At 40.1% G+C, this 18969-nt stretch carries 20 protein-coding genes and 1 pseudogene; 10 read left to right on the top strand and 11 right to left on the bottom strand.

All coding sequences use genetic code 11. From position 1 onward, the window contains the following. The 6 genes and pseudogenes from FTT85_RS12305 to FTT85_RS12285 form a co-directional block, all read left to right on the top strand. Positions 1-116: pseudogene (locus tag FTT85_RS12305) on the top strand (transposase); the annotation flags it as partial. A gap of 63 nt (positions 117-179) precedes the next feature. Beyond that, on the top strand, positions 180-329 hold the full coding sequence (locus tag FTT85_RS18570) for a hypothetical protein (RefSeq protein ID WP_218955470.1): 150 nt from the start codon (positions 180-182) through the stop codon (positions 327-329). A gap of 117 nt (positions 330-446) precedes the next feature. Continuing rightward, complete coding sequence (gene puuE / locus FTT85_RS12300) at positions 447-1409, top strand: allantoinase PuuE (protein ID WP_180183645.1); 963 nt, start codon at positions 447-449, stop codon at positions 1407-1409. 143 nt (positions 1410-1552) lie between these two features. Continuing rightward, positions 1553-2056, top strand: coding sequence for a 2-oxo-4-hydroxy-4-carboxy-5-ureidoimidazoline decarboxylase (uraD, locus tag FTT85_RS12295; protein WP_180183644.1), 504 nt, complete (start codon positions 1553-1555; stop codon positions 2054-2056). Beyond that, the gene (gene uraH, locus FTT85_RS12290; protein ID WP_168379624.1) at positions 2053-2373 is read left to right on the top strand and encodes a hydroxyisourate hydrolase; all 321 of its coding nucleotides are present in this window, start codon (positions 2053-2055) and stop codon (positions 2371-2373) included. The genes uraD and uraH overlap by 4 nt, the downstream gene beginning before the upstream one ends. Before the next feature lie 30 nt (positions 2374-2403). Beyond that, positions 2404-3783: a nucleobase:cation symporter-2 family protein gene (locus FTT85_RS12285; RefSeq protein ID WP_180183643.1), complete on the top strand. Its 1380-nt coding sequence runs from the start codon at positions 2404-2406 to the stop codon at positions 3781-3783. A 313-nt stretch (positions 3784-4096) separates the two neighbouring features. On the opposite strand, the gene FTT85_RS12280 is transcribed toward FTT85_RS12285, so the two are convergent. Continuing rightward, positions 4097-4597 (bottom strand): ureidoglycolate lyase, encoded by a 501-nt coding sequence (locus tag FTT85_RS12280; RefSeq protein ID WP_180183642.1) that lies wholly within the window; start codon positions 4595-4597, stop codon positions 4097-4099. 89 nt (positions 4598-4686) lie between these two features. Further along, a complete protein-coding gene (gene alc / locus FTT85_RS12275; protein ID WP_180183641.1) occupies positions 4687-5694 on the bottom strand; it encodes an allantoicase in 1008 nt (335 codons plus the stop codon). Between the two features lie 208 nt (positions 5695-5902). Between alc and hpxO the strand changes: the two genes are divergently transcribed. After that, positions 5903-7060 (top strand): FAD-dependent urate hydroxylase HpxO, encoded by a 1158-nt coding sequence (gene hpxO, locus FTT85_RS12270; RefSeq protein WP_180183640.1) that lies wholly within the window; start codon positions 5903-5905, stop codon positions 7058-7060. Positions 7061-7163: 103 nt separating this feature from the next. Here the strand turns inward: hpxO and FTT85_RS12265 are convergent, their stop codons facing one another. Next, on the bottom strand, positions 7164-8093 hold the full coding sequence (locus tag FTT85_RS12265) for a LysR family transcriptional regulator (protein WP_180183639.1): 930 nt from the start codon (positions 8091-8093) through the stop codon (positions 7164-7166). Positions 8094-8341: 248 nt separating this feature from the next. On the opposite strand from FTT85_RS12265, the gene FTT85_RS12260 reads away from it, so the two are divergent. Then, complete coding sequence (locus FTT85_RS12260; protein WP_180183638.1) at positions 8342-9397, top strand: aromatic ring-hydroxylating dioxygenase subunit alpha; 1056 nt, start codon at positions 8342-8344, stop codon at positions 9395-9397. An 85-nt stretch (positions 9398-9482) separates the two neighbouring features. Here the strand turns inward: FTT85_RS12260 and FTT85_RS12255 are convergent, their stop codons facing one another. Then, positions 9483-9923 carry a DUF2147 domain-containing protein gene (locus tag FTT85_RS12255; protein WP_168379617.1) on the bottom strand — a complete coding sequence of 147 codons (441 nt, stop codon included), beginning with the start codon at positions 9921-9923 and terminating at the stop codon, positions 9483-9485. 77 nt (positions 9924-10000) lie between these two features. Next, positions 10001-10240, bottom strand: a complete 240-nt coding sequence (locus FTT85_RS18565; protein ID WP_218955468.1) for a hypothetical protein — start codon at positions 10238-10240, stop codon at positions 10001-10003. A gap of 207 nt (positions 10241-10447) precedes the next feature. Here FTT85_RS18565 and FTT85_RS12250 point away from each other — a divergent pair, with 207 nt between their 5' ends. Continuing rightward, positions 10448-11284, top strand: coding sequence for an SDR family oxidoreductase (locus FTT85_RS12250; RefSeq protein ID WP_180183637.1), 837 nt, complete (start codon positions 10448-10450; stop codon positions 11282-11284). A gap of 189 nt (positions 11285-11473) precedes the next feature. Here the strand turns inward: FTT85_RS12250 and benE are convergent, their stop codons facing one another. The 6 genes from benE to catA form a co-directional block, all read right to left on the bottom strand. Further along, a complete protein-coding gene (gene benE / locus FTT85_RS12245) occupies positions 11474-12709 on the bottom strand; it encodes a benzoate/H(+) symporter BenE (RefSeq protein ID WP_180183636.1) in 1236 nt (411 codons plus the stop codon). 64 nt (positions 12710-12773) lie between these two features. Further along, a complete protein-coding gene (gene benD / locus FTT85_RS12240) occupies positions 12774-13559 on the bottom strand; it encodes a benzoate diol dehydrogenase BenD (protein ID WP_180041616.1) in 786 nt (261 codons plus the stop codon). Between the two features lie 14 nt (positions 13560-13573). Beyond that, complete coding sequence (gene benC, locus FTT85_RS12235; RefSeq protein ID WP_180011803.1) at positions 13574-14590, bottom strand: benzoate 1,2-dioxygenase electron transfer component BenC; 1017 nt, start codon at positions 14588-14590, stop codon at positions 13574-13576. Positions 14591-14684: 94 nt separating this feature from the next. Continuing rightward, positions 14685-15194 carry a benzoate 1,2-dioxygenase small subunit gene (gene benB, locus FTT85_RS12230; protein ID WP_180079092.1) on the bottom strand — a complete coding sequence of 170 codons (510 nt, stop codon included), beginning with the start codon at positions 15192-15194 and terminating at the stop codon, positions 14685-14687. After that, entirely contained in the window at positions 15191-16588 is a 1398-nt protein-coding gene (benA, locus tag FTT85_RS12225; RefSeq protein WP_180027181.1) for a benzoate 1,2-dioxygenase large subunit, read from the bottom strand. The genes benB and benA overlap by 4 nt, the downstream gene beginning before the upstream one ends. 85 nt (positions 16589-16673) lie before the next feature. Then, a complete protein-coding gene (catA, locus tag FTT85_RS12220; protein WP_078193335.1) occupies positions 16674-17594 on the bottom strand; it encodes a catechol 1,2-dioxygenase in 921 nt (306 codons plus the stop codon). A gap of 280 nt (positions 17595-17874) precedes the next feature. On the opposite strand from catA, the gene FTT85_RS12215 reads away from it, so the two are divergent. After that, positions 17875-18789, top strand: a complete 915-nt coding sequence (locus FTT85_RS12215; protein WP_180022865.1) for a LysR family transcriptional regulator — start codon at positions 17875-17877, stop codon at positions 18787-18789. Positions 18790-18969 lie beyond the last annotated feature (180 nt).

Genomic DNA, 18969 nt, shown 5'->3' with positions numbered 1-18969 from the left:
GGAAGCAGATGAAATATTATTGGCGAGATTTTCAAGTCATGGCAGCTGACAAAATAGAGCAATGGGTTGAGAAAGTATCAAACCTATTCGGAAAAGAATACATGTTTACTTTTTAATGGAGACTTATAGATGTCGTACGCCAAAATATTGGAACCATTGATGAGATTCAACTCTATATATTGTGTTCAAATACAATCATTTATATTGCCGAAAATACACCGGGTTATTACTATTTCATTGATCAACTGCATCAGAATTTTCCAGAAATAGATGAAATTTGGCAAATTTCAATCATTGCAGATGATTCAGGGCAACCATTCAATATTTAAAAAAAAGGCAATGGTCATTGATATGAAAAGTTATTTAGCCGTCTACGATATTGGCGCATAATTTGCTTGCTTCTACCTAATTTTTTACTGTTTGATATAACAAATTAGGAAGTTGAAGTGACTACAGGCTACTTACGCGGGCAAGACTTAATTGACCAGATCCAACAACAGGATTATTCCAGAGATCTAATTGGATATCATGGCGATGTACCTCAAGTCGTATGGCCTAATCAGGCACGTATCGCAGTGCAGTTTGTGTTGAACTATGAAGAGGGTGGAGAAAACCATATCGAACATGGGGATGCAGGATCAGAACAATTCTTATCCGATATTATTGGAGCGGCCAGTTTTCCTGCCAAACATATGTCGATGGACTCGATGTATGAATATGGCTCCAGAGCCGGTTTTTGGCGGATTCATGAAGAATTTAAAAAACGTGATTTACCTATGACGGTCTTTGGCGTTGGTATGGCTTTAGCGCGCAATCCTTATATCGTCGAAGCGATCAAACAAGCCAACTATGATGTCGTTTCACATGGTCAACGCTGGTTACATTATCAGGATATGCCGATAGAGCTGGAACGTCAGCACATGGATCAAGCGATTAGTGTGCTTGAAGCTTTATTTGGAAAGACGCCTATTGGCTGGTACACAGGGCGTGACAGTCCCAACACACGTCAGCTATTGGCTGAATTTCCGCAAATTAAATATGACTGTGATCACTATGGTGATGATTTACCTTTTTGGAGTCATTTGACGAATGAAAATGGTCTAACCCGTCCTCATTTAATTATTCCTTATACACTCGAAAGCAATGATATGAAGTTTTGTTCACCGGGTGGTTTCAACAGTGGTGAACAATTTTATCAATATCTTAAAGATGCTTTTGATGTGCTATATGAAGAAGGTGAAAGCGCGCCAAAAATGTTATCGATTGGGATGCATTGTCGTATTTTAGGGCGACCAGGCCGTTTTAAAGCACTACAACGATTCTTAGATTATGTGCAATCACATGAAAAAGTCTGGATCTGTCGCCGTGGTGATATCGCGGAACATTGGTATACACATCATGCAGTCTAATAAAAAAATATTTGGATAAAGAGGAGCTTAGCTCCTCTTTTTTTAGGCCTGTACTTAGGTAACTGACATCATAGACCTAGGTTGGCACTGATATTGCAAAACTAAATTTGAACAATCATTCAATAATTTTAGGCGATTTTATAGTGCAACTTGTTGAATTTAATAAAGCATCCGAAGCAGATGTAAAAACTTTTTTAAAGCACTGTGTGCAAATTGAAAGCTGGGCAGAACACATTGTGGCGCAGCGCCCTTATACCTCTGTCACGCAAATCACAGATCAAGCAGTAAAAGCTGCAAATGCTTGGACTTGGGATGAAATCAAAAATGCTTTGGATAACCATCCCCGGATTGGTGAAAAAAAGGCGCAGGCTGAATTAAGTAGTTTTGAACAACAATTTTCAAATCGAGAACAGTCTAAAATTTCAGCAGATGAAGAAACTCAATTTGCATTGCTCAAAGGCAATATCGCGTATGAGAAAAAGTATGGTTATCTCTTTTTAATCAAAGCCTCTGGCCTTAGTAGTGAAGATGTACTACAGGCACTGCAATATCGATTATTGAATGATCCTGAAACTGAAAAACGAATTGTTCATCATCAATTGGCTGAAATTGCCTTATTAAGATTAAAACAGGAGCTTAGCGCATGATTAGCTCACATATTTTAGATACCAATCTGGGTAAACCTGCAGCGAATGTCCACATTCAATTATTTAATGCACACGGAGAGTTACTAGGTTCAGCCCAAACCAATGCAGATGGTCGCGTCAATGATTTTGCGCTGAAGGACTTTACAGCAGGTGCTTATAGCCTTGAATTTGCGACTGCTGAATATTTTCAGACTTTAAATACCGAAACCTTTTTTCCGAAAGCTGTGATTCATTTTTATGTAAAAGATGCCTCGCAGCATTTTCATATTCCTTTACTCATCAGCCCATTTGCATATTCAACGTATCGTGGCAGCTAAGAGCAAAGTTAAAAAATAGGGGATATAAAAATGACAGAACAAGATAAAACAGATTCACCAGAACATGAATATTTAGGCGCAGGGAAAAGCCTTGCCTATGGTTTACAGCATGTATTAACCATGTATGGCGGTATTATCGCTCCGCCATTGATTATTGGTACAGCCGCGGGACTTGAACCTGCGCAAATCGGTTTATTGATTGCGGCAGCGCTTTTTGTCGGTGGCTTGGCGACCATCCTACAAACCGTAGGTGTGAAATATATCGGTGCAAAATTACCCTTAGTTCAAGGGGTTTCATTTGCAGGTGTGGCGACGATGATTGCCATAGTAACCGCAGGCGGTGGGCTTTCTGCTGTTTATGGCGCGGTGATTGTTGCATCCTTGGTTGGCTTTTTTCTAGCACCTTATTTTTCAAAAATTATTCGTTTTTTCCCACCGATTGTAACTGGCTGTGTGATCACCGTGATTGGTCTCTCATTGCTTCCTGTAGCGGTACGCTGGATGATGGGGGGCAATAATAAAGCACCAGACTGGGGAAGTGCTGAGAACATCAGCTTGGCATTTTTAACTTTGGGTATCGTGATTGCGCTGAATTTAACACGTAATGCAACCATCCGACGTTTATCTATTTTGTTGGCCATTGTCTTCGGTACAGTGCTCGCTTATGCCTTTGGCTTTGGCGATTTTTCTAAAGTTGCACATGGTAACTGGATTCAATTTCCAAGCTTCTTTGCTTTCGGTATGCCAACTTTTGAGATAAGTGCCATTATTGCCATGCTGATCGTGACTTTAGTGATTATGACTGAAACGACGGCAGACATTATTGCTGTCGGGGAAATTGTAGGTACCAAAGTGGATGCTGAGCGTATTACCAATGGCTTACGTGCAGATATGCTATCTAGTGCAGCAGCGCCAATTTTCGGTTCATTCATGCAAAGTGCTTTTGCACAAAATGTCGGTTTAGTCGCGATTACAGGCGTGAAAAGTCGCTTTGTTGTCGCTGCGGGTGGAATGATTTTAGTCGTATTAGGCGTTCTACCAATTATGGGGCGACTGATTGCAGCGATTCCAGTCCCTGTATTAGGTGGTGCTGGTTTAGTTTTGTTTGGAACGGTTGCGGCAAGTGGTATTCGTACCTTGGCGAAAATTGACTATAACGAGCAAAAGAACCTCATCATTGTTGCGACTGCAATTGCAGCAGGGATGATTCCAATTATCGATCATTCTTTCTATGCAAACTTCCCGAAATGGGTGCAAACACTCTTTCACTCAGGTATTAGTTCAACTTGTTTGATGGCGATTATTTTAAATATTGTGTTCAATCATTTGAATTTATTTAAAAATAAAGAAGTGAATATGAGCAAAGATCAGGTTAAAAACCCAAGCATGGCGATAGATGTGCATCATTAATCATGGCAGATCTTGGGTCTTGAACCATACGATGATTCATAGAATATAGTTTGTATCGAACAATAAAGCCCTCGAAGTAGAGGGCTTTTTTATTGCGATATTTTTTAATTAAACTATATCAAGAGGTGAAATAAATTATGTATTAACAGATGGTTAGATGGTTAGATGGTTAGATGGTTAGATGGTTAGATGGTTAGATGGTTAGATGGTTAGATGGTTAGATGGTTAGATGGTTAGATGGTTAGATGGTTAGATGGTTAGATGGTTAGATGGTTTTTAGTCTATTTAACTCTAAGTATTTAAGCTAAATACATTAATTTGAAATGTGAATAGGCATTGGGAACTGGAACACATCACAATTATGCCCAGTCCCAATACGATCGATGACGGCAAAGCTACTTGGTGCTTCGAGTGTCAGGAGAGGATGATGCCATGTTCCTGCACGATAGTTGACTCCTTGGCTACCATCAGTGATGAAAGCACATAGCTGTGTAAGATCGGGGCTGTGATCATCCAACGCAGGTGCAACTACCACTAAAAAAGCCTGCGCTTGCATTGGAATAAACGCTTGTGAACCGTTGGGATGACGCTCTAACATCGAAATCGTAAATGGCAATTCAGTGGTTTTGATATTTCTAAAGATGCTAATTCCAGCAACCGCATCAGCTGAAATTTCTGTTTCTACGAGGGCATGATATCGCTCTGTATGTGCGTCATTGATGTGGAAAAAATCATGTCCAGTCGTACAAATAACCTCACCAAAAGGTGCAAAGCCTTCAATACTTAGAGCTTGTATTTTTATGCTGTGTGTCATGTTTAGATATCTTATAGGGCATTTAATTAAAAAAATTGAAACCATACACATAGGAAGCACGAAGGCTTCCTATTTTATCAATATTGCAATTAAGGATGTATTTTTCCCCATAACCGTATGCGACTAATCCCCCCGTCAGGAATCATATTGATGCGGATATGCGATATTTTTTCATGCTTTAAAATCTCACTGACAAAGCTATGAATATGATCCATCTGCATGTCTTGTGCGTCGAGCAAAAACGGCCAGAACATACTTTGCGGAATCAGTTGAGGGTCAGTGGCATCTTCCACATAAATAGCTTGTATGGACACTTGCGCAGGGAAGTTGCCTTTAAAATGGGCAGTATCAATATCAATTTTCTCTATTGCACCAGATTGACCCAAACCCAAAATACACCAGTCAAAACCTGGTGCACGGCGACGTTTAGTTTCCCAACCATCTCCCATATTGATGCCGCGACCAGGGTTAATTAAGTTTCGTGGATGTCCAAAATGAGCATCACTATAAGCAATAACACGTCCACCATTTTCTAGTGCAACGAGGTCTAATGTGCTCGTACTGTCTTGAATTTGAAACTGAACTTCACCATAGACTTTAAATCGTGCAATACCGCCGTCTGGATATATATTTAAACGTACATGGGTAAAAACTTGATCATTTGAGACCTTCAATATATGGTGTTGGCTCGGGCCCAATACGGTATTGTCTAAGATATTGACCCATGCTGCCTGTGCTAGCTCACCACTTGGTGCAAAACAGGCTTCAACTGATGCGGAAGCTGGATAATTCCCTGTAAAGAATGTTGTATCAATATCTAAGGCTTGAATTCGTCCAGCAACACCGAGTTGGATGATTGCCCAATCATAACCTGCATGGCGTTTACGACGCGTTTCCCAACCATCCATCCATTTGCCATGATCATCAAATTTATCTTCGACGAAGATAGGTGCATTAAATTGAAGCATGCGTTTTGCTTCTGCAAAAAAATCATCTGAACATTCAAGTATTTTTGCACCAATACGGTCATCTGCTAAATTTGTAAGTGTCTGTAATTGTGCAGGAATATCAAAACTTGGTGCGAGTAAAGTCGCCATATATAAAATCCATTCACTATTTTCATTTAAAACATATGCATTTTGTTTTTAGTGTTAAAAATTTAACATTTGATAAAAACAAGCATTTACACGTGTTTAGAAGCACAGCGTGTGCCAACTTTAGATTTTTTTATTGTTTGTTTGAAAAAATGGCATGCTTTTCGCTTTTTAGGAGAAAGATATTTAAAAAAACACAGGGGAGTTATAGATGGACATTACAATTATTGGTGCAGGTATGGCGGGCCTAACGACAGGGATCGCTTTGAAAAAATTTGGACACCAAGTAACCATCTATGAACAGGCAGAACAAATTTTACCTGTTGGAGCCGCTATTTCTTTATGGTCTAACGGTGTCAAATGTTTGAACTATTTGGGGCTAACCGAACAAGTCGAAAAGCTCGGTGGCAAGATGGATCACTTAGCCTATATCGATGGTTTAACTGGCGATGTTATGACGCAGTTTAGTCTGTTTCCTTTAATTGAAGAAGTTGGACAGAGACCATATCCTGTTTCACGTGCAGACTTACAAAATATGCTCATGGATGAGTTTGGCCGTGAGAATATTCATCTAGGCAAAAAAATGGTGAGCTTCTCAGAACAAGATGATCAGGTGATCACCCGTTTTACCGATGGAAGTAAGGTTCAGGCTGATTTATTGGTTGGTGCAGATGGTACACATTCACTGACACGGGTGTATGTATTGGGGGAACAAGTTGAGCGCCGCTATGCAGGTTATGTCAATTGGAACGGTTTAGTCGATATTTCAGAAGAATTTGCTGCGGCAGATCAATGGACGACATTTGTAGGAGAAGGTAAGCGCGTTTCGCTGATGCCCGTTGCCGACAACCGATTCTATTTCTTCTTTGATGTACCTTTGGCAGCAGGCTTAGAAAATGACCGCACACAATATAAGGCCTTATTTAAAGAATACTTTAAAGGTTGGTGTGAACCGGTTCAAAAGCTAATTGATGCTGTAGATGCCAAAAAAACCAATCGGGTAGAAATTCATGATATTGAACCTTTTGCAGATTTCTACAAAGGTCGTGTGGTGATAGTGGGTGATGCAGCACACAGCACAACGCCTGATATTGGACAAGGTGGTTGCCAAGCAATGGAAGATGCAATTTATTTAGCTCGTTCTTTGCAAATCAATACTTTGGGCTTACAAGATTCATTGCGTCGTTATCAAAATAAACGTAATGAACGTGCTAATGAATTGGTTCTGCGAGCGCGTAAACGTTGTGATGTGACGCATATGAAAGATGAAAGTGTGACGCGTGAATGGTATGCAGAACTGCGTAAAGAACAAGGCAATCATATTATGAAAGGCATCATTAGTAATATTGTAGGCAATCCATTGGATTAAAAAAATAAACTAATAAAACTTTAGCTTTCAGCAGCCAGTACGGGTTATTCGCACTGGCTTTTTTTAAATAATTATTTGCTATTACAACGCCAAAATATTGGTTTTAGGGGGTCATGGATTTTAAATTGATTTTAATTTCTTCCATTTTTTCCACCAAATGATTAATCATGATCTGAGAAATTCGAGAAGTTTGGCGCTTCGATGCGACACATAAAGCAATGGTCAAACTGTGCAAACCTTTTTCACGGATCGGTTTAAAAATAATCTTATTATTCTCAAGCAATGGCAAAGCATCCATATATGACATCAAACTGATGCCTAATTGTTGTTGAATCAATGACAGTATCATTCTAATGTCATTACATTCGATCTTTTGAATAGGACTAAACTTATGATGTTTATATAAAGTCTGTACATATTCACTAATAATGAGTGGATCACTCGGCAAAATATGCCGTTCATTTAACGTATCTGAAAGATAAATTTTATCCATTCCACCCAGGGTATGATGCGGCGACATCACAAAGCCCAACGGAATTTCTATAAAGGATAAAATCTCTAATTGGCTATGGCTTTTAGGATTTAAAATAATGCCAAAATCTAATTCTGCATCAACGATTTTTCTGGAAATATCTTCACTGCTATTCATGCTGATGTTGAGGTTGATCCACGGATAAGTTTCAGCCATCTTTTGAATACAGTCGACAACAAAGCTATCATTCAAAGCCGCAATAAAACCCATTTCAATGTTTCCACGGTTTAAGCCTTGGATTTCATCAAATCGAGTTCGCGTCAGTTGATATTCTTTTTGCCATTTTAATAAATCGGCATACAGTAATTCACCCGCAAGCGTCAGTTTTAAGCCCTGAGGTAGTCGTTCAAATAGGGTAACCCCCAGTTCTTCCTCTGCCAAAACGATTTGTCGATGTACTGCCGAGACTGAAATAAAAAGTTGTTCAGCAGCTTTGCGTAGACTTCCAGTCCGTGCAACCGCCATAAAATATTCAGAAAATCTAGAAAAAGTAATCGACATACAGGCTTCAATCTCTATCGCGTAAATAGCGAATCATAATGTTATGTATTTTAAGCGATATTCATGCCAGCTTTATCAAATCAAGCAGGGTTCAATGCTTAATGTTCTAAAAAACAGAACAATCTATGCAAATCATTCTAATAGACAGAAATGTGTTTAGAATTTAATTTCGACTTAGAAAATAAGGATTTAGCAAAATTTAAATAGCGCTAAATGCGAAAGAAATATTGCAATTGTCGAGATGAACTATGAATGCCATTCCAGTACTCAATTTATTTACCCAACCTCAGTGCAGTACATTTGATGCTAACGACTGGAATATTTTGGCGCAGCATTGGTATCCCGTTGCATGTGTAGAAGATGTTTCGATTGAACCGCAACAAGTGCAATTACTCGATGTAAAAATGGCGTTGTATCAAACTGAAAGTGGAAAAATTCATTTGGTTCGTGATATCTGTCCACATCGTGGGGTGCCATTAACCAAAGGCTGGGTCAAGGGTGAAGATATTATTTGTCCATATCATGGTCTACATTATAACGGTGCAGGAAAGTGTGTAAAAATTCCTGCACAGCCTGAGCTGACACAAATTTCAGAGCGTTTTTCATTAACTAAATTTCCAGTCGTATTGAAATATGGATTGGTGTGGACCAGTTTATTTAACCGCGATGAATCTACGGCCAATTTTCCAGATTTAGACACGTGGGATACAGAGCAGCACCAATCTATATTGCCACCTTATGTAGATATTGGTGGTTCAAGTGGGCGTCAGCTCGAAGGCTTTATTGATGTTGCACATTTCGCATGGGTGCATCATGAGAGCTTTGCAGACCGTGAAAATCCTAAAGTACAAAAATATTCCACAGTACGTACGGACTATGGACTACATACAGAATATCTCAGTGATGTGAGTAATTATCCGCATGGCTTACAACATTTAGCGCCAGAAGATTTTTTATGGAAAAGAACATTTGATGTCTATCCACCATTTTCAGCAATTTTAACCATCGATTTTCCTGAAAATGGGGTGTTGAAAATATTAAATGCCTGTTGTCCTGTATCGCATAATAAAACCCGTTTATTTGTACCTTTAACTCGAAATTTTGATACCACAGGAGATTTACAAGCAGTTTATGATTTTAATGCACAAATTTTTGCTGAAGATCAGGACATGGTGGAAAGTCAAAAACCTGAGGAATTGCCACTGGATATCAGTATGGAGGCGCATTTCGAAGCAGATCGCTCATCCACAACCTATCGTCGCATATTAGCCGAATGGGGGCTAAGTAAACGTTATACCGTTTAATTTTTATTTTCGAATAATTTCATTCTTGGTTTTCATACAAAAAAAGCGACTCAATCGAGCCGCTTTTGACTTTGTACATAAAGGATTAGTTTACACGTATCCATGTTTGGCTGCGTCCAAGCGCAGATACACCAATATAGCCACGACCATTCAAGGTCTTGCCGTCATTCGACATTTTGGCATTGAAACTATAGGTTTTACCATTTTTCGGGTCAGTAATTTTACCGCCGTCATAGGTATTTTTACCGGTATTTTTCAAACCATTCACGATTTGTACACCGAGTAATGGTTTATTGTGGAATTTACCAACACATTTTTGGCAGTTTTCTGCTTCACCTGGGGTGAGTACATCCACGATTTTTGCAGATAAAACGCCCTTTGATGTTTCATTAAATTGAACTACAGATAAAGGTTTTTTGGTTTGGTCATCGATGGTTTTCCATTTAGTACCATGCAATGGATCAGCAGCCAAAGCTAAGCTAGACACCAGTGACAAACCGATTAGGCTAAGAGTTGTTTTTATCATTTTAGAACCTCTATTGAACATAGTAAGAGATGTGCATCCCTGATCTTCCAAAGGGTGGATACACAAGACTTGGAAAATTACAAAGCATCAGCCTTGTTGTCTTCAAGGGCTATATTCACAAAAAAATAAGTATATATTGTGGATTTTATATACTGATTTTGAATATGTAGAATCTGGATCGTGTAGAAAAATAGAATAAATGTTGAGCTTTGTTTATAACATTTGGGATTTGTATCACTTTTATAAATATCAAACGCTGTTTGAGCTGAAAAATTTAGAGCTACAATCCCAAAAAAAGCCGGAGCTAAAAGGCTCATTTAAGTTTTCAATTTTTGCTCTAATCATGTTGAATTACATTAATTTGATTTGAAGCAATAACGCTAAAGAGCTATGTATAGCATTCATATTTTACAATTAAATAAAATCATTTCATTCATAGATCAGTTCTCGTTAAGCTTGTGTTATGAATAATATGAAAATGCAGCTTGTTCACTGAACGAGATTAAGTGTGTATAGGAATAACGATGAAAAATTTTAACAACAAAGTCGCAGCCATTACTGGAGCAGGTTCAGGTATTGGGCAGCAGTTAGCCATTCAACTGGCTCAATCAGGTGCGCATCTAGCATTAAGTGATCGCAACCTTGACGGTCTTGCACAAACGGCTGAAATGATTAAGCACACCGGTGTGAAAATAATTCAGACCCAATTAGATGTGTCTGATCGTGCCGCTGTAGAGCAATGGGCGGCTGCAACCCAAGCTGAATTTGGCCAGGTCAATTTGATCTTTAATAATGCAGGTGTCGCGTTAGCCAGTACTGTAGAAGGTATGCATTATGATGAAATTGAGTGGATTATGAATATTAATTTCTGGGGCGTGGTATATGGGACAAAAGCATTTTTACCGTATTTAAAACAAAGTGGCGATGGACATATAGTTAATATTTCCAGCTTATTTGGTTTGACGGCTCAACCGACTCAAAGTGCCTATAATGCAACGAAGTTTGCGGTACGAGGTTTTACTGAATCTTTACGCCAAGAATTAGACTTGGAAAATGCTGGAGTCAGCGCAACTTGCGTGCATCCGGGTGGGATTCGAACCAATATTGCAGATAGCGCGCGTATGAGTGACAGTATTCGTGCGTTAGGGATGAACCCAGATAGGGCAACCAAAGCATTTAATAAAGTGCTAAAAACACCGCCTGAAGTCGCAGCAAAAGTCATTTTAGATGCGGTAAAGCAGAATAAACGTCGAGTTTTAATTGGTAATGATGCCAAAATTATTGATTTAATTCAGCGAATTGCACCTACACGTTATGCCCAAGCCATAGATCTACTTAGTGGTAAGAAAAAACGTAAATAATTCAAAGATAAGTAAAAAAGGGATGATGCAACATGATCCCTTTTTTATCCTATAGAGCTCTTAATTTCGAATATTGAATTTTTAAGTTTAAATGACAAGAAAATCAAAAAATTGAGTTTTCGATTAAACAAAGAAGATGTAGTGTTCCATCTTCTTTGTATTGACAATGCGTTTGGACATTATGAACTTTTAGAATCTTGAGTCGTTGTCATCGGTGCTTGTGTGGCTACTCGTTGGTGCTTGTGTGGCTACTCGTTTGGTCAAAATGACATGTGCAGCGACACCGATACAAATCCCCCAAAATACTGAGCTTAGCCCTAAAAAATGCATACCTGAGGCTGTCGCTAAAAAAGTGATTAGCGCCGCATCACGGTTGGCCTCATTTTTCATCGCAACGGACGTGTTTGTTCCAATCGCACCTAATAACGCTAAACCTGCAAGTGCAGCGACCAACTCTTTAGGTAATAGGCTAAATAACATGACAATACTGCCTGCAAATAAGCCGCCTAAAATATAAAAAATACCATTGGCAATACCAGCTATATAACGTTTTTCTTTTAGTTCATGTGCATCTTTGCCCATACACATGGCTGCGGTAATAGACGCTAAAACAATGGTAATGCCGCCGACACATGCTACAGCGAGCGAGGCAATACTGGTCGCAGTGATAATGGGCTTGGCTGGCGTGTCATATCCACTGAGTTTCATGATCGCCATCCCCGGAAGGAATTGACCACTCAGACTGACTAAAATTAAGGGAATTGCCAAATTTAAAGTTGTGTTCCAAGTCCAAGTTGGAGCAATAAACTGTGGTATAGCGAGCTGAAAATTTACATCAACAGGATTGATTTTCCCTAATGTAAAACTCAGGACAACACCAGTTAGCAAGACCCAAATCATCGCGTAGCGTGGCGATAGTCTTTTCGATATGAGAAAGACCAGTAACATGCCAAAGACAATGATCGGCATACTATCTGTAGCAGTGAACAGTCCAAGCCCAAACTGAAATAAAATACCTGCCATCATTCCCGCAGCGACATCTTGAGGAATCCATTTTAGGAGTTTGTCAAAATAGCCGGTGATGCCAATCAAAAAAATAACAATAGCAGACGTGATATAAGCCGCTATGGCTTCATTCAGCGAAATATTCGGAAAGAGCGTGACTAAAAGAGCCGTACCGGGCGCTGACCACGCGGTAATCACCGGGGTTTTATATTTAATAGAGAGATAAATACCCGCCAGTGCTGCGCCAATAGAAATCCCCCAAATCCATGAAATCATCATGGCTGGGGAGACTTGGGCTTTTTGTGCGGCTTGGAAAAAAATAATCAGTGGACCTGAATAGGAGATCAGCACGGCTAAAAATCCTGCAACCGTCGCTGAGATCGACCAATCTTCTTTTAATGTTTTTAACAGGGGTGCCATCGCTTTTGCCTCCATGCGACTATGTCAATGAGCCTGTTGAATTAAACCAATGACGGTATAGCGTTTAACCTTGATCTCCACCACCAACAGGGACGACTGTTCCTGTCATATAAGATGAATCATCGGATGCCAAAAATAAGATGGCATTCACTTGTTCCTGAATTGTGCCATAGCGTCCTAAGAATGTACGGTCAATGGTTTGATCGACCACGTCTTGCATCCATTGTTTTTCATGATCTGACAATGGATTGGTATTTCTTGGTACTTTTCGTGGTGGGGCTTCTGTGCCACCTGTGGCTACGGCATTGACTCGAATACCATCTTTGGCATGTTCAAAAGCGAGAGCAGCGGTTAAGCCATTAACCCCACCTTTTGACGCTGAATATGGCACACGGTTAATACCACGGGTTGCAATAGAAGATACATTTACAATTGTCCCTTGCTGATTTTGAATCATTTCAGGTAACACGGCTCGGCAGCACCAGAGGGTTGGAAATAATGAACGATTAACTTCCTTAATGATTTCTTCTTCTGAAAACTCTTGGAAGGGCTTCATCCAAATCGCACCTCCGACGTTATTGATCAAGATATCAATTCGGCCATATTTTTCAATGGCTTGGGTAGCAACTGATTGAGCGCCTGCATATGTTTCAAGATTGGCTTTAACAATAATGGCATCGCCATTATGGGCTTGAATATCGTTCAGCGTATCTTCAACAAAATCTGAGAGATCTGCCAATACTACTTGAGCGCCTTCTCGAGCCACTTGTAGTGCCACTCCACGACCGATACCTTGAGCGGCACCGGTAACGATGACAACTTTATTGTTAAATCTGGCTTGTTCTGACATTAAACTATTCTCCCTTAATTCGCTGAGAATTTTTCAAACAAGAAGTTTGCAGGTTTAACGCCTTCGGTATCTAACCAGCCACGTACAGCTTCGACCATCGGCACAGGACCACAGAGGTAAATATCCACATCGCCATTGTTTAACCAATCTTTTTCAACATGACTGGTCACATAGCCTTTACGTTCATGCTGTGACTCAGGGTGAGCGACCACAGTACGGTATTCGAACCACGGGAGTTTGTTTTGTAATTCATCGAGCTTGTCTTTTGCCACGATGTCAAAGTCATTGGTTACGCCAAATACAAGACGAACAGGTTGTTCAGAACCTTTTTCTTCAAGCACTTGTAACATGGACATAAACGGCGCAATACCTGTACCACCTGCAAGCATGACCACAGGGCGGACAACATTACGCAGATAAAAACTACCAAAAGGTCCTTTGAAGGTCATTTTGTCGCCGGCTTTCGCATCGGCACTCAGGAAGGTACTCATTTTTCCTTCAGGGACATTACGAACCACGAAGCCTGTTAAACGATTGCCCGGCTTTGAACTAAACGAATACGAACGAGTTTCTTCAGTCCCCGGAATGCCGACATTGACGTATTGACCTGCCAAGAAGTTAATGTCCGGTTGACCTTCATCCAGTTGAATATCAAAGGTAATCGTAGAATCCGACATATTTTCAACACGTGACAATGTGCCTTGAAACTCATGAATTTCAGTTTTACACACGTCAGATGATGCACTGATTTGGAAAACCGCATCTGAACTAGGACGACATTGGCAAGCTAAAATATAACCTTGCTCAGCTTCTTCGGGGGTTAAAGCGTCTTCGATATAAGATTCTTCAGGCATGTCGTAAGTACCCGACTCACAAAATGCACGGCATGTCCCACATGCGCCATCACGGCAATCTAGAGGGATATTGATTTTTTGACGATAGGCTGCGTCGGATAGGGTTTCACCTTGAGCAACACTAATAAAACGAGTAACGCCATCTTCAAATTGAAGTGCAACATTATGGTTTGACATGGCTGAATATCCTTTTGAAAATCTGGTATAACGTGTCCTTTCAGCCAAATATCCTTCTGGCTGAAAGTTAAACCTTGCTTAGTGAAATAAGCTTTTAGAGGTGATAAATATCAATAACTTGGTTGATATAATCGTTTTTAAGAACTACATATTTGCTGAGGATTTTTGGCTGCTCGCCTGAAAAATCAATTTCATAACGTGACATGCCAAAGTAGCTATAGTTAGTTTTGTAGCGGAAACTTAAGGTGTTCCAGTTAAAACGCACCGTCACTTTGTCACCATCACGTTCAATAATCTCGACGTTATTAATGTTATGGCTGGTTCGTGTATCCGGCATCGTGGCAGATGAACGCTCAGTTTTAATGCGGAAGACACGGTCTTCTAAACCTTGACGGTCTGGATAATAAATCAAAGAAATCTCAGACTGCGGATCTTCCGTTAGGCGGTCATCGTCATCCCAAGCCGGCATCCAAAATGATGCAGATGGGGCATAGCACTCTAGCCACTCATCCCACTTTTCATCATCTAAAAAACGCGCTTCGCGGTAGAGGAACTGAGATACAGCTTCAATGCTTACGCTGTCTAAATGTGCAGTTGCATTCATGCGACATCTCCTTGTTCATTTGCAACTTGTTCAGCTAGTTCTTTTTCTTCAGCAATAGCGTGTTTCATGGTTTTTAACCAATATTGATGCTGAGCAAGGTAAAGACCTTCATCTTCGGTTTTGATGCCACTTAAAAGCGGTTTTAATCCAATTTCATTGGCTGCATCATCTGGTCCATGAATCCAGTGTTTTGAACCACGGCACATGTCGTTCCATTCCAGTTCAATCCCTGCATAACCGGCTTGGCAGGCACGGAATTCTTCTAAATCGTCAGGTGTTGCCATGCCTGAAGCATTAAAGAAGTCTTCATATTGACGAATACGACGTGTACGTGCTTCTGGCTCTTCACCGACAGGGGCGATACAGTAAATGGTGACTTCAGTTTTATTGACAGAAATCGGGCGTAAAACGCGAATTTGTGAACCGAATTGATCCATCAAATAAACGTTTGGATAAAGACATAGGTTACGTGAACGTTCGATCATCCATTTCGACATCGGCGCGCCAAATTTTTCGGTATATTCATCGGCTTTGCTAAAGTTTGGACGGTCTTCTGGGTTTGCCCATTGGGTCCATAACAACATGTGACCACTGTCAAAACCATAAGAACCACCACCTTGCTTGCCCCAAGAACCCGCACTCATAGCACGAATATTATCCGCTGCTTGTGCTTCTTTACGGTGCTGTGTGGTGGCTGCATAGTTCCAATGCACGGCTGAAACGTGATAGCCATCTGCGCCATTTTCAGCTGTCAGTTTCCAGTTACCTTCATAGGTATAGGTAGATGAACCACGTAAAACTTCCAAACCGTTTTCCGACTGACCTTCGATCATGTCGATAATTTTGGTGGTTTCACCTAAGAATTCTTCAAGGCTTGGCACATCAGGATTTAAGCTACCAAATAAAAAGCCTTTATAACTTTCAAAGCGCGCGACTTTTTTCAAGTCATGTGAACCATTTTGGTTAAAGCAATCTGAATAACCCGCTTCGGCAGGGTCTTTAACTTTGAGCAATTTACCTGAGTTATTAAAAGTCCAACCATGGAATGGACAGGTGTAGGTTGCTTTATTGCCTTTTTTATAACGACATAACTGTGCGCCACGGTGTGAGCAGGCATTGATCATGGCATTCAGTTCACCATTACGGTTACGTGCAATGATAATGGGCTGGCGACCGATATGAGTCGTGTAATAATCATTGTTATTTGGAATTTGGCTTTCATGTGCCAAATACACCCAGTTACCTTCAAAAATGTATTTCATTTCAAGATCAAACAACGCTTGATCGGTAAATACTGAGCGGTGCAGTTTAAATTCACCAGTATCAAAATTATCGACAAGAAGTTCATCAATACGATCTAGATGGCTGGTGTTAATTACAGGAATACGTGGCATGTCCATTCTCCGACTGTCCAATGAGGGGATAGTCGCCGAGTTGTCAAACTTGGATGAGACAGCTCGGCTTCCTTTGAGTGAGTAATTAAGCGCTAGCGCGTCGACGATCAACTTCAGTATTTGGTGCTGCGGCTTGTTCTTTAACTAACTCAACATTAAAGCTAATGTGCTTAAACGGTTGGTTTAGACCACGACGCGCAATTTCAGCTTCGTCTGTGATATCAACAGCAGTTGCTACCAGACCATCACGAGTTGCAAAGGCAAAGTCGTCCCAAAGGTATTTGTCACCTTCGATGTTGAATTGAGTAGTTAGCTTGCGGTAACCTGGTGCAGAGATAAAATAATGTACATGTGATGGACGGTTACCATGACGGCCTAATTTGTCTAAAACAAATTGAGTTGTACCTTCTGGAGGGCAGCCATAACCAACTGGCATCGTGGTTTGTGCAACATATTTACCGTCTTGGTCAGAAAGAATCGTACGGCGAAGGTTAAAGTCAGATTGTGACTTATCAAAGAAAGAATAGTTACCCAGGCTGTTGGCATGCCAAATTTCAACTTTAGCGCCTTCAATGATGTTGCCTTCGGTATCTGTTACTGTACCTTCAATAAACAGGGTTGGAATTTTATCGGTTTCCGTACCATCATCCATACGAGCAAAGCCAACTGATTCAGGTGCGCCAGCTACATATAAAGGGCCTTCAATGGTACGTGGTGTACCACCTGTAATACCTGCTTTCGCATCAGCTTCATCGGCACGTAAATCTAGATAGTGCTCTAAACCTAAACCAGCGGCTAAAAGACCTAATTCGTTCGCTTGACCCGCATCTGTAAAATACTCTAGACCTTTCCATAGTTCAGTTTGAGTAATATCTAGATCTTCAATCGCTTGGAATAAATCACCCAATAAACGTACCACAACTTGTTGTACACGTTGGTCAACAGGCCCTGTTGCTGTATCTACGTTCATTTGTTTAACCAGAACATCAATCTCTTGACGGTTCATACTATATCTCCTTAAGTATGCATTTAAGTATGGGTGGCTATCACTCGATAAAAGAGGTCTTTGGCTGCCACGTTCCTTGTTTGGTTGTCTAACAATACTTTTTAAGTTGTTTCGTGTAGCAGCTGAAGTTTCTTTCAGGTATGGGCTGCACGATGTTTTTGATCTGTTGGATGGGATTAAATTTGCTTAATCCTGTCTATGTGATATACCTTAAAAGAATAAAATCTTCACGTCGAAGATCAAATTTGCATTTTATTATACTTAATAGGTATTGATAGCCATGGAACTAAGACACTTAAGATACTTTGTCGCGGTGGTTGAAGAGCAGAGTTTTACCAAAGCGGCAGAAAAACTATATATAGCTCAACCACCTTTGAGTCGGCAGATTCAAAATTTGGAACATGAGCTTGGAATTCAGTTATTTGAACGCGGTAGCCGTCCGCTTAAGACTACAGAAGCAGGCCAATTTTTTTATCATCATGCTTTAAAACTTTTGTCTAATGCAGAAGAAATTAAATCAATGACGAAACGAATCGGTTTGACAGAAAGAACAGTGACAATCGGTTTTGTGAGCTCTTTATTGTTTGGTTTACTCTCGAATATTTTGTACTTATTTAAACAACAACATCCACATTTAAAAATAGAAATGGAGGAAATGGCCACCACAGAACAAATCAAAGCATTAAAGGAAGGTCGTATAGATGTCGGCTTTGGGCGTTTGCGTATTTCAGACCCTGCAATTAAACGGGTTTTACTGCGTGAAGAACGCTTAGTAGTTGCCTTACACGCTAGTCATCCTTTGGCACAAAAAAAGGAAGGAGTCTATCTTGCAGATCTGATCGATCAACAATTGATTTTTTACCCAAATCACAATAAACCGAATTTTTCGACCCAAGTGCGTGGCATATTTTCAGAGTATGGTTTGGAACCTAAAAAAGTACGTGAAGTACGTGAATTACAACTGGCCTTGGGCTTTGTTGCAGCGAATGAAGGGGTTTGTATCACCCCAATGAGTGCCCAAAGTGTGCAATTAACACATTTAACATTTGTTCCTATCTTAGATGAAGCCGCGATAAGCCCTGTATTTATGGCTGTGCGTAATATGGATGAAAGCGAAGATATTCGTGGTTTATTTGATAGTGTTTATCAAGTGTATGATTTAGAAGCGATTCCATATGATCGTGCTGTGTTTTAAATAATGTGTTGATAGACGTTCAGATGAACTGCAGTTATGAAATGATCTATTTAAATAAAGCGGAATGAAGGGATTAATTTGTATTCAACTTTTTAGGTATACAAACATGCCTAATCGGTTTTGGACATTAAGCACCGACTTATTCATTGTGAAAAGCGAATTTTACAAGCTTCACAATTA

Origin of the sequence: Acinetobacter sp. YH01020 (assembly GCF_013420275.1) — a bacterium.
Classification (GTDB): Bacteria; Pseudomonadota; Gammaproteobacteria; order Pseudomonadales; family Moraxellaceae; genus Acinetobacter; species Acinetobacter amyesii.
This window is presented reverse-complemented; position numbering and strand designations above follow the sequence as displayed.